The sequence below is a fragment of the Ruegeria sp. AH3 genome (assembly GCF_056536265.1).
This window is the reverse complement of sequence record NZ_JBQFJL010000002.1, coordinates 768,154-782,253: the sequence shown is the minus strand read 5'-3', so window position 1 is coordinate 782,253 and position 14,100 is coordinate 768,154. Positions and strand designations below refer to the sequence as shown.

Below are 14,100 nucleotides of genomic sequence, written 5' to 3'. Positions count from 1 at the left end.
AAAAAAACCGGCGCTTCAGGGCGCCGGTTTTTTCTTCTCGGCTACGGTGAAGGATTACAAACGCAGATCGCTTGCCTCTATCGGCAAGCAGGATTTGACGTCGAACAAAACGCTTTGGTCTTTGCCATATCTTCGAATTTCGCTTGGATCGAGCGCCAGGTATTCGCGATGCGCAACGGCCACCACGATGCCGTCATACGTTCCGGAATGGGCCTTATCGATCAGCGATATACCGTATTCATCGAACGCTGATTGCGGGTCGGCATGCGGATCATGCACATCCACTGCAACGCCGTAGTCCTGCAATTCGGTCACGATATCGATCACTCGGGTGTTGCGCAGATCGGGGCAGTTTTCCTTGAAGGTTAGCCCCAACACCAATACGCGCGCCGCGCTGACATTGATGCCTTCGCGGGTCATCCGTTTGACGAGTTGTGAAACGACATAACTGCCCATGCCATCGTTCAGGCGCCGCCCTGCCAGTATGATTTGAGGGTGATGACCAACGGCTTCGGCCCTGTGGGTCAGGTAGTAGGGGTCGACGCCGATGCAATGCCCGCCGACCAGTCCGGGTCGGAAGGGCAGGAAATTCCATTTGGTGCCCGCCGCGCGCAGCACGGCGTCGGTGTCGATCCCCAGACGACCAAAGATCATCGCCAATTCGTTCACCAGCGCGATGTTCAGATCACGCTGCGTGTTCTCGATGACCTTTGCGGCCTCGGCGACGCGAATGCTCTCGGCTTTGTGGGTCCCGGCGGTGATGATCCGCGCGTAAAGGGTATCGACCAGATCCGCGACCTCGGGTGTGGAGCCAGAGGTGACTTTGCAGATATCGGCGATCCGATGAGTTTTGTCACCGGGGTTAATCCGTTCTGGACTGTACCCCGCAAAGAAATCGCGATTGAATGTCAGGCCCGAGACCTGTTCCAGCACCGGCACGCAATCATCTTCGGTGGCGCCGGGGTAAACGGTGGATTCGTAAATCACTAGATCGCCGGGCTTTAGCACTGCGCCAACCGTTTCAGATGCGCTGAGCAATGGGGCAAGATCAGGCTGTTTGCCCGCAGTAATCGGCGTGGGGACCGTCACGATGAAGGTATCACATGTGGCCAGATCCGCCGCGTCGGTGGTGAAGGTCAATCCATCTGCCGCGCTCAGCTCAGCAGGTTCAACTTCAAGCGTCGTATCTTCTCCGGCACGAAGCGCGGCAATCCGCTCGGCATTGATGTCGAACCCCAGCACTGGCCCGATCCTGCCGAAAGCCACTGCCAGCGGCAGGCCGACATAGCCGAGGCCGATCACAGCAATCTTGCGGGCATTCGGGTCGGTTTCAAACATGCCGGTCACTCAGATCATTTCCCGTAATATTCTCGGAACCACTTGACGAATTGCGCAACGCCGTCCTTGAAGTCGGTCTGCGGACGATATCCGGTCAGGCGTTGCAGCAATGCGCTATCAGCCCAAGTCGCCGGCACATCGCCCATTTGCATGGGCATGTAATTCCGGATGGCTTTCTGGCCAATCGCGTCTTCGATGGCTTCGATGAAATCCATCAGACGCACTTTATCGCCGTTCCCGATATTCACCACACGATGCGGTGCGACGGGGGACAGGCTGTCTCCTTCTTCGATCTCATCGCGGTCCGAGGGGCGCACGGGGGGCACGTCGATCAGTAGCCGGATACCACGCACGAGGTCTTCGACATTGGTGAAATCGCGATACATATCCCCGTGATTGTAGATGTCGATCGGACGACCATCGAGGATCGCATCCACGAATTTGAAAAGCGCAAGATCGGGGCGTCCCCAAGGCCCGTAGACCGTGAAGAATCTGAACATGGTCGTCGGAAGGTCCCAAAGGTGCGCATAGGAATGCGCCATCGCCTCGTTTGCCTTCTTGGTGGCGGCGTAGATCGTCAGCTGATGATCGGCTTTTTCAACCTCGGTGAACGGCATCTCCTCATTTGCCCCATAAACCGAAGAGGTCGAGGCCATCAGCAGGTGGTCGACCTTATGCAGTCGGGCGACCTCCATCACGTTGAACGTACCCACAACGTTCGAGTCGATGTAGCTGCGTGGGTTTTCCAGGCTGTAGCGCACGCCTGCTTGCGCTGCGAGATGTACGATGATCTCGGGCTGGAACTCATCAGCGATTTGCATCAGCTTTTCGTGATCTTCCAGCAGGGCTTCGGTTGCGGTGAAATTCGGGTTTTGCAGCAACATCTGATGCCGGCGATGCTTGAGGCTGACATCGTAATAATCCGTCATTCCGTCATAGCCATGTACGCGAAACCCTTCGGACAGCAGCAGTTTGGCCAGATAATAACCGATAAAACCTGCCGTACCCGTGATCAAAACCCGTTTCATGTATCGTACACCGTTGTTCGGAACCTGCCTCTCAGGGATACTTTCCTCGTCGGATCGTCAAGCGGATATTTCAGGTTTCTGATGGGCAGAGGCATTGGGATCAGGATTTGGCGATTGCTGCAACCGGCTTACCGAGTTAGGCATCTGGCCGATGTTGCCGAGATGGATCAAAATTCTTCTGCGCCCGGAATCGGTGCAGACGCAGGGGACTGACCTGTCGACACTGGCCCCTGAGGGCCGGTTTTATGCGGTTGGCGATATCCATGGCAGGCTTGATCTTTTGCAGAGACTTCTGGCCGCGCTGGACGATGCCGTTCCGGTGGTTTTTTTGGGCGACTATGTTGATCGGGGCGATTACAGCGCCCAGGTCTTGCGCCATTTGCGTCATCTCAGCACCAGCCGCCACGGCAGGGCGATCTGCCTGAAGGGCAATCACGAAGAGATGTTGCTGAGCTTTCTCGACAACCCGGCCAAGTTTGAACGCGTTTGGATGCATAACGGAGGAACGCAGACGCTGGCCTCGTTCGGTCTGACCAGCACGCTTGATCTGGGGCCGGAAACTAAGGCCGAGAAGTTGAGACACGCGATGGGTGAGCCCTTGTTGGAGTGGCTGCGGGAACGCCCGCTGCACTGGACCTCCGGCAATATTACCGCGGTTCACGCGGCAATGGACCCAACAAAACCGGTCGAGGCGCAGATGCCTCGGACCTGCCTGTGGGGCCATCCGAATTTCCCCGCGAAGGCGCGCAGGGACAGACAGTGGGTCATTCACGGGCACACAATCATTGATGAGCCATGCGTGCGGGGCAGGGTCGTTTCAATTGATACGGGCGCGTTTGCGACAAACCAGCTTACGGCGGCCGAAATCTCGGATGGGACCATCCGGTTCATTTCGACCAACCGCTCAGGGATCGTATGTAGCTTGGCCTGAGCCTTTAGCCGACGATCATCTGCTTCATCTTGAGCGCTTCGTACTCCAGCTCTTTCAGGCGGAAATGCACCACGTCTCCGATGGTAATAACGCCGCGCAGGTTGCCATCGGTTAGCACCGGCATGTGGCGGAACCGTCCTTCGGTCATGGTTTTCAGCACATCGTTCAGAAGATCTTCGGGGGCGCAGGTTTTGACCTCGGTCGTCATCAGATCAGACACCGATTGCGGCAATGTCTGACCCGGTGTCTCGGCCATACGGCGTACGATGTCACGTTCAGACAAAATGCCCTGCAGTGCGCCGTTCTGGTCCGTTACAACCACGGCACCGATATGTTTGTCGCGCAGGATATCGACAACCGAATGTATCGTGTCGTTCGGGCGCACCGCAAATACTGCATCCCCTTTGCCTTCCAGCAGTTTCGCAACCGTCGAATGGGTCTGTGACAGGTTGGTTTCAACCGACTGACTGCGGGTTGTCGACGCGGCCTTGTCGCCACGTGTAGGGGGCTGGTAAGAGCTTGGGGCCATGGGCGGTCTCCTCTGTCTTGGGATATCTCTGTTCTGTCCACCTTAACGAAGGGGCAGCCGCTGTATAGGGTGCAAATTTGCAGACCGGCGTAACCCGGCCACTTTACAAGGAAATTCGATCACGTGAGCGAACTGTACCTGACCCCGCCCATAGCCGCGTTGATCTTCTTTTTTGTAGTTGTCTGCGGACACAATTTTCGCATGGCCTGGAAGCAGCAACTCCCCGGCTGGCAGAGGCGTGCGTGGGTGTTCGGCGTCCCGGCGGCAATCGGGCTTTTTATGCTGGCCTTTCTGCCGCTCAAGATATGAAGCCGGTTTGACTCTGCGCATGGCCACTGGCATACGCCGGGCACGGATTTTCCCAGGAGATCGCCCGATGCGCCATCTGATTGCTCTGGCTTCGCTGCTTTTTGTGACCGGCTGCCTGTTCGATACCGAACCTGATGTAGTTTCGCTGTCGGGTGAGACGATGGGAACGACGTTCAACATCACCGCAATCGGTGACGATCTGGACGAAGCGGCGCTTGGCGAGGCGGTGCAAGAGACGCTGGCGCAGGTCAATGCGCAAATGTCCAATTGGGACCCAAACTCCGAGGTTTCGACCTTTTCCGCCTCAGCCAGCACGGATCCTATGCCGGTTTCTGATGAATTCGCGCTGGTCGTGGAGGCCGCCAACGAGGTTCATGCCAAATCCGAAGGCACTTTTGACGTCACCCTCGGCCCGTTGATCGAACTCTGGGGTTTTGGTCCGCGCAAGCCCGAGGATCCGGTACCTGCAGATGCTGAAATCAACGCCGCTCTGGATCAGGTTGGTCAGGCGCGCCTGCTGACTCTGGATCGGGCGTCGGGGACGCTGGCCAAGTCTGAACCGGGTGTAGGGATTAACTTGTCTGCCATCGCCAAGGGCTACGGGATTGATGCGGTTGCCGCCCGGATTCGCGAAGCGGGGATCGAGAATTACATGGTCGAGATCGGAGGCGATCTTGTGGCCATGGGCGAGAATGACAAGGGTGAGGCCTGGCGGATCGGTATCGAAAAGCCGGAGGCCAGTGCTCAGGCCATTCAGTTGATCGTATCTCTGGATAATCTCGGCATGGCGACCTCGGGCGATTACAAGAATTTCTTCGAACAGGATGGCGTTCGCTATTCCCACATCATCGACCCGACGACCGGGCGCCCGATCACGCATCGCACCACTTCGGTTACGGTTCTGGCAGACAGCGCGATGATGGCGGATGCATGGGCGACGGCGATGCTGGCCTTGGGGCAGGAAAAGGGCATGGAACTGGCCGAAAAGCATAAACTTGCCGTGTTCTTCATCTCGCGGGATGTGACAAGCGGGGAAGAAGCCTATATCACCGTACAAAGCAGCGCGTTCAAGGATGCGCTGGGGACCAACTGACCGGTAGGAACCGTTATGAGCACCTTTATTCTGGCCTTTTTCCTGTTGCTGATCGTCATGGTTGGTATGGCGCTGGGTGTGATGCTGATGGGCAAGACCATCAAGGGCAGCTGCGGTGGCCTGAACGCGATCTCTGGTGCCGATAAATGTGTGGTCTGCCAAAAGGATGTCGATCCCGACAGCCCTCTGCGCGACCAGTTGCAGTGCAAGCGTGCGAAAAAGATGCTGCAACAGATGGAAGGCTAGGATACCCCTCTTGGCATGAGCAAAGCCAGGAACATCCTCTTCATTATGTTCGACCAATTGCGCTGGGACTACCTCAGCTGCTACGGACATCCACATCTCCATACCCCGAATATTGACCGGCTCGCTGCGATGGGCGTGCGTTTTGACCGCGCATACATCCAGTCTCCGATTTGCGGCAGTTCCCGTATGTCGACTTATACCGGCCGCTATGTGCATTCGCACGGTGCGTCGTGGAATGGTATTCCGCTGAAAGTCGGTGAGATGACCATGGGCGATCATTTGCGCAAGGCGGGGATGGGTTGCTGGTTGGTCGGCAAGACCCATATGCGCGCAGATGCCGAGGGCATGGCCCGTTTGGGGCTTGAGCCCGACAGCCTGATCGGTGCGCGCGTAGCCGAATGCGGGTTTGATGTATTTGAACGCGATGATGGGATGCGCCCCGAGGGACCCGATGGTTTCTATGATCCCGGTGGGGCTAAGAAGTACAACGAATATCTGAAGGACAAAGGTTACGACAGTGAAAATCCCTGGCACGATTTTGCCAATTCGGGTCTGGATGCAGATGGCAATGTGCTGTCGGGTTGGTTTCTGAAAAACTCATCCGAGGCGGCCAATATCGCCGAGGAAGACAGCGAAACGCCCTATCTGACCTCTCGTGGAATTGAGTTTATGGACGGCCATGAAGGGCCGTGGTGCTGTCACCTCAGCTATATCAAGCCGCATTGGCCTTACATCGTGCCGGAACCCTATGCCTCGATGTACGGCCCCGAGCACGTACTGCCGGTGGTTCGGTCCGAGGCTGAGCGGCAGAATGCGCATCCAGTGCTCAAGGCGTTCATGGACACGAAAATTGGCCAGACATTCTCACGTCAGGATGTGCGCGAGGCTGTGATCCCGGCCTATATGGGCCTGATCAAACAGGCCGATGATCAGATGGGGCGGCTATTCGACTGGATGGAGCAGACCGGGCGGATGCAGGACACCATGATCGTGCTGACCTCGGACCATGGGGATTTTCTGGGCGATCACTGGATGGGGGAGAAGACCTTCTTCCACGATGCCTCAACCAAAATGCCGCTGATCATCTATGATCCATCACCCGAAGCTGACGCGACACGCGGCACCACCTGCGACGCGCTGGTCGAATCCATCGATCTGGCCCCCACCTTTCTGGAGGTTGCAGGCGGAGAACCCGCCGGACACATCCTCGAAGGGCATTCGTTGCTGCCGATTCTACATGGGCAATCCGACAACACCCCGCGCGATGTCGTTATCTGCGAATACGACTATTCTGCTTCGCCCATTGCCCAGATGCTGAATGCTTCGGTGCGGGATGCGGTCATGTTCATGGTCGCAAACGAGAAATGGAAGCTGGTCCATTGTGAGGGTGGCTATCGCCCGCTTTTGTTCGATCTGGAGACTGATCCAGATGAACTGACCGATCTGGGCGAAAGCGATGAGCACGCAGACATTATCGCCGAGATGTATGACTATCTATTTGCCTGGGCCCGCCGTCCGTCTCAGCGCACAACCCGGTCCGAGGAGCAGCTGTTGAACATGCGCGGATCGAGCCGTGGAACAGGCGTAGTGATTGGTATCTACGACGAAAACGATATGCCGCTTGAGCTGACCGTGAAATACCGCAACCGTAAGGCACGGCCATTTGGGGATTACAAGGCAGATTAATTCTGCCCTTGCAGCGCCGAAAGACGGTTCAACCTTGCGCGGGCAGGGGGTAGAAGGTGGCAACACTGCACCCGGAGAGCTTTCATGACCGCCCCCAAACCCGTTGTCCTGTGTATCCTTGATGGTTGGGGCCTGTCTGAAGACACCAAAGCCAACGCACCCTATCTGGCCAATACCCCGAACTTTGATGCCCTTATGGCGGAAGGTCCTCGTGCGCAGCTGATTACGCATGGGCCGGATGTGGGTTTGCCCAGCGGTCAGATGGGTAACTCCGAGGTTGGTCACACCAATATCGGGGCAGGGCGCGTGGTCGCGATGGATCTGGGACAGATTGATCTGGCCATCGAAGACGGCTCGTTCTTTGACAATCACGCGCTGCAGGACTTCATCGCTAAGGTGAAAACTGCAGGTGGGGCAGCCCATCTGATGGGTTTGGTTTCGGATGGTGGAGTACACGGGCATCTGGATCACATCGTGGCCGCCGCCAAGGCCATCACCGATGCGGGCATCCCGGTCGTATTGCATGCCATTACGGACGGGCGCGATGTGGCTCCGAAATCAGCCTTTACCTATATCTCGGAGCTTGAAGACCGTTTGCCCGAAGGAGCAAAGATCGTCACCGTCTGCGGCCGCTACTTTGCCATGGATCGAGACAATCGTTGGGAGCGGGTGTCCGAGGCGTACAACGCCATCATCAAAGCGCAGGGCAGGGTGGAAAACACCGCCCATTTTGCCGTGGATCATGCCTATAACCAATCGGAAACGGACGAGTTCATCACGCCCACGGTGCTTGAGGGCTATGCGGGGCTGAAAGATGGTGACGGCTTCTTCTGCCTGAACTTCCGCGCCGACCGCGCCCGCGAAATTCTGCGCGCCATCGGTGAGCCCGGCTTTGCCGATTTCGACACCGGCCCGCGCCCAGAACTGTCGGCGCTGCTTGGCATGGTCGAGTATTCCGATGGCCACAATGACTACATGACCACTGTTTTTCCCAAGCGCGATATCGTGAATACTCTGGGCGAATGGGTCGCAAAACAGGGCTTGCGCCAGTTCCGGTTGGCCGAGACCGAGAAATACCCTCATGTCACCTTTTTCCTGAACGGCGGTAAGGAACAGGCTGAAGGGGGCGAGGACCGCTTTATGCCCAAGTCGCCCAAGGTGGCGACTTATGACATGCAGCCCGAGATGTCCTCGGTCGAAGTGACCGAGAAATTCGTCGGAGCAATACATGCCGGGTATGATCTGATTGTCACCAATTACGCGAACCCTGATATGGTCGGCCACACGGGCGACCTGCAAGCGGCGATTGATGCCTGCGAAGCCGTTGATCAGGGTTTGGGGCAAGTGGTTGCCGCCTTGAAACAGGTCGGTGGCGCGATGATCGTGACTGCGGACCATGGCAATTGCGAAATGATGGTCGATCCGCAAACAGGTGGCCCGCACACCGCGCATACGCTAAACCCGGTGCCTGTCGTTTTGGTCGGTGGTCCTGAGGGCGCAGGTTTGCGCGATGGACGGCTGGCCGATCTCGCGCCGACGCTACTGCAGCTCATGGAACTACCGGTGCCTGCTGAGATGACCGGGCAAAGCCTGCTGACATGAGGGTATTCTGGCTCAGCCTGACATTGCTCTGGCCGTGGCCTGCGATGGCTCAAGACAGCCCGTCTGAGGCCGCGTTGGAGGCTGCGCAAATGCTGGAGCAGGCCTCGATTGCTCTGTCGGAGGCTGACTCGGCCCGTGACCGCGTGCGTGCGCTGACCGAAACGATCCAGGCCTATGAGGTTGGGTTGACGGCGATGCGCGACGGTTTGCGCCGAGCGACGCTGCGTGAAGCCCAATTGACCGCAGAACTGCAGGCGCGCGAACAAGATGTGGCGCGATTGCTGGGCGTGCTGCAAACCATTGAAACGACCGCTCCACCAGTGCTGATGCTGCACCCGTCAGGGCCCTTGGGGGCAGCACGAACCGGAATGATGCTGTCCGAGGTCACACCGGGCCTGAACGCACAGGCCCGGGCGTTGGCGGCTGATCTGCAAGAGGTTCAGACGCTACGGCAGCTTCAGCAAAGCGCTGCGGATACGCTGACCGAGGGCCTGTCAGGCGTGCAGGATGCTCGAACGAAGCTGAGTCAAGCGATTGCAGACCGCACCGACCTGCCGCGCCGTTTTGTCGAAGATCCGGTGCGCACGGCCATTCTGATTTCATCGACAGAAACACTGGATGGGTTTGCCAGCGGCCTGTCCGAGATTTCAGCGGGCGAAATTGCGGTGACCACTGCCGATATCGCTGATCTCAAAGGCCAGATCGCGCTGCCGACGCAAGGTGTGATCCTGCATAGAGCGGGTGAGACGGATGCCGCAGGGGTCACGCGTCCGGGGTTGGTGCTGGGCACGCGCCCGCGCGCACTGGTTGTGTCACCGACGGCTGCGACGATCCGCTATCGTGGCCCTCTGCTGGATTTGGGGAATCTGGTGATCCTGGAGCCTCAGCCTGATCTGCTTTTTGTGTTCTCTGGCCTGCAAGAGGTCTATGGTCAGCCCGGACAGGTGATCCCCGAGGGTACTCCGGTCGGTCTGATGCCCGGTGAAACACCGGGAATCGGCGCTATTATGTCAACAAGCAGTGATGGCACTGGAACTGACCGGTCAGAAACGCTCTATATAGAGGTAAGACAAGACAACAGCCCCGTGGATCCGGACAATTGGTTCCGGACGGACAAGGATGGATAGACGAGTATGAAGAAATTTGTGATGGCCGGTCTGGCCGGCACCGTGGCAGGGATTATCGCAACCACTCAGATCGCAGGCCCCTTGCTGGCTCAAGAGGCTGAAAACAAGGCCAGCGTTTATGAGCAGTTGGATCTGTTTGGTGACATCTTCGAACGCATCCGCGCGCAATATGTCGAGGAAGTGGAAACCGAAGAACTGATCGAAGCAGCGATTGATGGGATGCTGACCTCGCTGGATCCGCATTCCAGCTACCTGTCTCCGGATGATGCGGAACAGATGCGCGTGCAGACGCGCGGCGAGTTTGGCGGGCTGGGGATTGAAGTCACGCAGGAAGATGGTTTCGTGAAAGTCGTCTCTCCGATCGATGACACCCCGGCGGATGCCGCAGGTATCGAAGCGGGTGATTTCATCACCCATGTGGATGGTGAGAGCATTCTGGGCCTGACACTGGACAAGGCGGTCGATCTGATGCGCGGACCGGTCGGGTCCGAGATCGTGATCACCGTAGTGCGTGAGGGCGAGGCTGATCCCTTCGATGTCACTATTATTCGCGACACTATCAAGCTGACGGCCGTTCGGGCCCGCACCGAAGGGACCAGTGTTGTTCTGCGTGTCACCACCTTCAATGACCAGACTTATCCCAACCTTAAATCAGGACTGGAAGAACAGATCGACGAGGCTGGCGGTATCGAAAACGTCAACGGTATCGTGCTGGATCTGCGCAACAATCCGGGCGGTTTGCTGACCCAGGCCATCAAGGTTTCGGACGCGTTTCTGGATGAAGGTGAAATCGTCTCGACCCGGGGCCGTGACCCCGAAGATGGTGAGCGTTTCAACGCCACGCCCGGCGATCTGACCGGTGGCAAACCAATTGTTGTTCTGATCAACGGTGGTTCGGCTTCAGCCTCCGAGATTGTTGCGGGTGCGCTGCAGGATCATCACCGCGCGATCGTCGTGGGCACCAAGAGCTTTGGCAAAGGCTCGGTCCAGACAGTCATGCCATTGCGCGGCGACGGGGCGATGCGTCTGACCACGTCGCGCTATTACACGCCATCGGGTCGCTCGATCCAGGCGCTTGGCGTCAGCCCGGACATCATCGTGGAACAGCCGCGTCCGGCGCCCGCAACCGAGGAGGAAGAGGAAAGCAATGCTCGCACCCGGTCTGAGGCCGACCTGCGGGGCAGCCTGAACAACGACAGTTTGAGCGAGGATGAGGTTCGTCAGATCGAAGAAGATCGTGCCAAGGCGGAAGCAACGGCAGAGCTGCGCGAGCAAGACTATCAACTGGCCTATGCCATCGATATCCTCAAGGGCCTGTCTGCCTTTAATCCGGCAGGTCCGTCGCAGTAATGCATAGAGGGCCGCATGCATTGCGGCCCGTTTAGCCTTCGACTTTGTGCAGCTTCTTCTCGTCCAGCATCAGGGAGAGTATGATCCCGATCGAAACCGAGATCGCAGAGAACACGAAGGCCATATTCATTCCACTATCAAAGGCTGTCGCTATGGCGGCCTTTACCTTTTCAACTTCACCAGACCCCAGTTTTTGCAGCACGGCCTTTGCCGAGTCGGTCGTCAGAGTACCGCCATTGATCGCTTTTTGATCCGCCTCTGACATGTCGATACCTGCGGCGGCAAGCTGATCACGCAAGCTGGACAGGCTGACGACATACATTATCGCCGTTGCACACGCGACTGAAATGGCCCCATAGACAAGATGAGTCATGAAGCTCAGCCCTCCCACCAGGCCCGCCCGTTCGGGTTTGACGGCGCAGACTGCGGCAGTGCCCGAGGGGCCGACCGTCAGCGTTGCTCCGAGCCCCATAAGCGCCATGCCGGGCAAGATCTGAAAATACCCCCAGCTTTCGGGTATGATGATCACGCTCGTCGCACCAACAGTTGCGCAGACATATCCCCAGAACAGCAACCGTTTTGGCCCGAAATCATTGTAAAGCGTGCCCGAAACGATGGAGCCAACCGCGAGCAATACAGTCAACGGAGCCAGTCCCAGGGCCGACTGGAATACCGACCATCCAAGCACCTTTTGCATGTATTGCGGGAAATACAGCAAGGCCACAAAAGCCGCCGAGACGTTGAACATGTTCAGGCCAAGAGTGATCAGAAACTCTCGGTTCTGCATCAGTTGTGGCAACAACAGCGGTTCCTTGACGCGCTTTTCGATCTTCGGGAACAGGAAGAACAGCACCGCGCTGACGAAGAACAGCAGCAAAAGCGGAACCGAGGTCCAGCCCCAATCCGCACCGACATCCAACCCGTAGAGCAAAAGCAGCACTGCGAAGGACAGAATGCCCATCCCGGCAAAGTCGATATGTTCACCTTTCTTATGCTGGGTCTCGCGCTCCATCAGTAGTATCGCGGTGGCCATCGATATGCTGGAGAAAATGACATTTGCCAGGAAAAACAATCGCCAATCGCCCAGATTGACCGCTGCGCCACTGATCAATGGGCCAAAAACATTGCCGGTTGTTACCCCTGCCAGAATGAGGCCCATCACCAACGCGCGGTGCTCTTCTCTCGATACTTTGGTGGCCCCGAAGGCCAGCGTGCAGGGCCAGACACAGCCCGCCCCGATCCCTTGCAAGGCGCGGGCGCCAATCAGGTAGTCCAGGCCAGGGGCGACAAAGCAAAGGATCGACGCGAAAAGGAAAATCGAAAGACCGATGATCATCACCTTGCGGTGTCCATACATGTCGCCTAGCCGGCCGCCAGCGACCATGGTCATGGCAAAAAACAGTGCATAAATATTGAGGACCCACTGCGTACTTGTGATATCTGCGTCGAAGCTGTTCTCGATTGCCGGGACCAGCATGAGCGCGCCGGTGAAATCGATCCCGATCCCAAAGCCTGTCACCATTAAGGCAATAACTTTGATGATGCTCTTGCGGTCCATGGGCCCCCCAATCCGCGCTAAATTACTCCATGATGCACGGATGGGGCTGAAAAGATAGGGAAACGGCCCGGTGTGTTTGAGATCAGGACGAATCCTAGGTGGCCTGAGACCGCCGGAATGCCCGTTTCAACATATCCAGTTCAGCGCGCAGCAGCGCCATCTCGGCACGCATGTCGTCAGCGGCCGGCGTGCCTGCGATGATTGTGAAATCCCCAAGCTTCTGATCTGTGGTTGCATCAAAGATGGCGATGCAATGGACCCCTTCAGACAACGCTGCAAGGGGCACTGGAATGCGCAGGCTCCACCCGTCCGCTTCGGAGGAGAGTTCGACATCCGGTACGGGCTCGCCAAGGTAGCGGACATCGATCTGCGGTTCACTCTCGGAGCGTAGATGCCCTTGCCACAGAGCATTTTCGAAACGGATCGGAGTCAGGATCGGTTGCGTCATGTCATCCCCCTTACAGATCGGCTCGATGGTGGCGACAGAACGTCAGATCACGTAGAATAACGCGGTTCATCGCGGGTTGCTCCAGAATCAGATCCAGCCATAGCTTTTCTATTCTGCGCTCGTTCAGGTGCAGATGCGCCAGATCAAAATCCACTGCGGCCTCGGGTCGGGACAAATCGAGTTGACGCAGAACCTGTTCGGTGTTCGGGCCATGCTGGATGTTGAGGCGGGCGAATACAACGGCTGGTCGTTCACTTTCCACCACCGTATCGACGCGCATAAGATGTTGGCCGGTCAAATTCGTCGCTGCGTCGGCAGGAAGCTCTACCGACAATGACAGGAAAGACCCTTGAAAATCAAAAACTTCTATCGCCATACTAAAAGGCGCGAGGTCCTTGTCCCGCCGGTTTCGGACTTGTTGCATCGCTATTTCAGACTGGTCGCAGTCATGAAACAGGGTCATTTGCTCATCCATCCGCGCCTTGCGCGGAGCTGAGGCCAGGCCTTTGCGGTCCGATGGCAGTTTCCACAGATTGGGTCTCCAGGACCAATCTGTACCCAATGGTCGCGGAAACTGGTCGGAACCGATCATGGGCTGAACCAGACGACCATCGGCTGCGCGCGTCAAAAGGTCGAGTTGCTTGCGCAACTGACGCGCATCGTCGCGCTGGCGTCGAAGTTCAGACAACGAAGCCTGATCCGCGCGTTGCGCGGCATCGCGCCACCGGGTCAGCAGCTTGCGTTGCAGATATCGGTCCAGAAGTTTGCCCATCGCCCCATATTCCAAAGCTATCCTCTTCTTTAGTCAAAGACCGCACGCGGGACAAACACGTCTTGTGCCGATCTGTCCAAAAT

The 14,100-nt window shown here is 57.4% G+C and carries 14 protein-coding genes; 8 read left to right on the top strand and 6 right to left on the bottom strand.

What is annotated here, in order from left to right:
• Nucleotides 1-54: 54 nt before the first annotated feature.
• Both tviB and ACR3EM_RS21095 read right to left on the bottom strand, forming a co-directional pair.
• On the bottom strand, nt 55-1,338 hold the full coding sequence (tviB, locus tag ACR3EM_RS21100) for a Vi polysaccharide biosynthesis UDP-N-acetylglucosamine C-6 dehydrogenase TviB (protein ID WP_480471954.1): 1,284 nt from the start codon (nt 1,336-1,338) through the stop codon (nt 55-57).
• 14 nt (nt 1,339-1,352) lie between these two features.
• Entirely contained in the window at nt 1,353-2,366 is a 1,014-nt protein-coding gene (locus ACR3EM_RS21095) for a GDP-mannose 4,6-dehydratase (RefSeq protein ID WP_480472853.1), read from the bottom strand.
• Nucleotides 2,367-2,517: 151 nt separating this feature from the next.
• Between ACR3EM_RS21095 and ACR3EM_RS21090 the strand changes: the two genes are divergently transcribed.
• On the top strand, nt 2,518-3,297 hold the full coding sequence (locus tag ACR3EM_RS21090) for a metallophosphoesterase family protein (RefSeq protein WP_480472851.1): 780 nt from the start codon (nt 2,518-2,520) through the stop codon (nt 3,295-3,297).
• A 4-nt stretch (nt 3,298-3,301) separates the two neighbouring features.
• On the opposite strand, the gene ACR3EM_RS21085 is transcribed toward ACR3EM_RS21090, so the two are convergent.
• On the bottom strand, nt 3,302-3,826 hold the full coding sequence (locus ACR3EM_RS21085; protein WP_480472849.1) for a CBS domain-containing protein: 525 nt from the start codon (nt 3,824-3,826) through the stop codon (nt 3,302-3,304).
• 123 nt (nt 3,827-3,949) lie between these two features.
• Between ACR3EM_RS21085 and ACR3EM_RS21080 the strand changes: the two genes are divergently transcribed.
• From ACR3EM_RS21080 to ACR3EM_RS21050, 7 genes are all read left to right on the top strand, one after another.
• The gene (locus tag ACR3EM_RS21080; protein WP_480471951.1) at nt 3,950-4,135 is read left to right on the top strand and encodes a hypothetical protein; all 186 of its coding nucleotides are present in this window, start codon (nt 3,950-3,952) and stop codon (nt 4,133-4,135) included.
• A 67-nt stretch (nt 4,136-4,202) separates the two neighbouring features.
• Complete coding sequence (locus tag ACR3EM_RS21075; RefSeq protein ID WP_480472847.1) at nt 4,203-5,228, top strand: FAD:protein FMN transferase; 1,026 nt, start codon at nt 4,203-4,205, stop codon at nt 5,226-5,228.
• A gap of 15 nt (nt 5,229-5,243) precedes the next feature.
• On the top strand, nt 5,244-5,474 hold the full coding sequence (gene nqrM / locus ACR3EM_RS21070) for a (Na+)-NQR maturation NqrM (RefSeq protein ID WP_170692282.1): 231 nt from the start codon (nt 5,244-5,246) through the stop codon (nt 5,472-5,474).
• 15 nt (nt 5,475-5,489) lie between these two features.
• Entirely contained in the window at nt 5,490-7,160 is a 1,671-nt protein-coding gene (locus ACR3EM_RS21065; protein WP_480472845.1) for a sulfatase-like hydrolase/transferase, read from the top strand.
• Between the two features lie 84 nt (nt 7,161-7,244).
• The gene (gene gpmI / locus ACR3EM_RS21060) at nt 7,245-8,762 is read left to right on the top strand and encodes a 2,3-bisphosphoglycerate-independent phosphoglycerate mutase (protein ID WP_480472843.1); all 1,518 of its coding nucleotides are present in this window, start codon (nt 7,245-7,247) and stop codon (nt 8,760-8,762) included.
• Nucleotides 8,759-9,889 (top strand): murein hydrolase activator EnvC family protein, encoded by a 1,131-nt coding sequence (locus tag ACR3EM_RS21055; protein WP_480472840.1) that lies wholly within the window; start codon nt 8,759-8,761, stop codon nt 9,887-9,889. Before gpmI ends, ACR3EM_RS21055 begins: the two co-directional genes overlap by 4 nt.
• A 6-nt stretch (nt 9,890-9,895) precedes the next feature.
• On the top strand, nt 9,896-11,239 hold the full coding sequence (locus ACR3EM_RS21050) for a S41 family peptidase (protein ID WP_480472838.1): 1,344 nt from the start codon (nt 9,896-9,898) through the stop codon (nt 11,237-11,239).
• Nucleotides 11,240-11,270: 31 nt separating this feature from the next.
• Here ACR3EM_RS21050 and ACR3EM_RS21045 read toward each other — a convergent pair whose 3' ends face one another.
• The 3 genes from ACR3EM_RS21045 to ACR3EM_RS21035 form a co-directional block, all read right to left on the bottom strand.
• Complete coding sequence (locus tag ACR3EM_RS21045; protein ID WP_480472836.1) at nt 11,271-12,797, bottom strand: MFS transporter; 1,527 nt, start codon at nt 12,795-12,797, stop codon at nt 11,271-11,273.
• 94 nt (nt 12,798-12,891) lie between these two features.
• On the bottom strand, nt 12,892-13,245 hold the full coding sequence (locus ACR3EM_RS21040; protein ID WP_480472834.1) for a hypothetical protein: 354 nt from the start codon (nt 13,243-13,245) through the stop codon (nt 12,892-12,894).
• Nucleotides 13,246-13,255: 10 nt separating this feature from the next.
• Nucleotides 13,256-14,017 (bottom strand): DUF6478 family protein, encoded by a 762-nt coding sequence (locus ACR3EM_RS21035; protein ID WP_480472832.1) that lies wholly within the window; start codon nt 14,015-14,017, stop codon nt 13,256-13,258.
• Nucleotides 14,018-14,100: the final 83 nt, after the last annotated feature.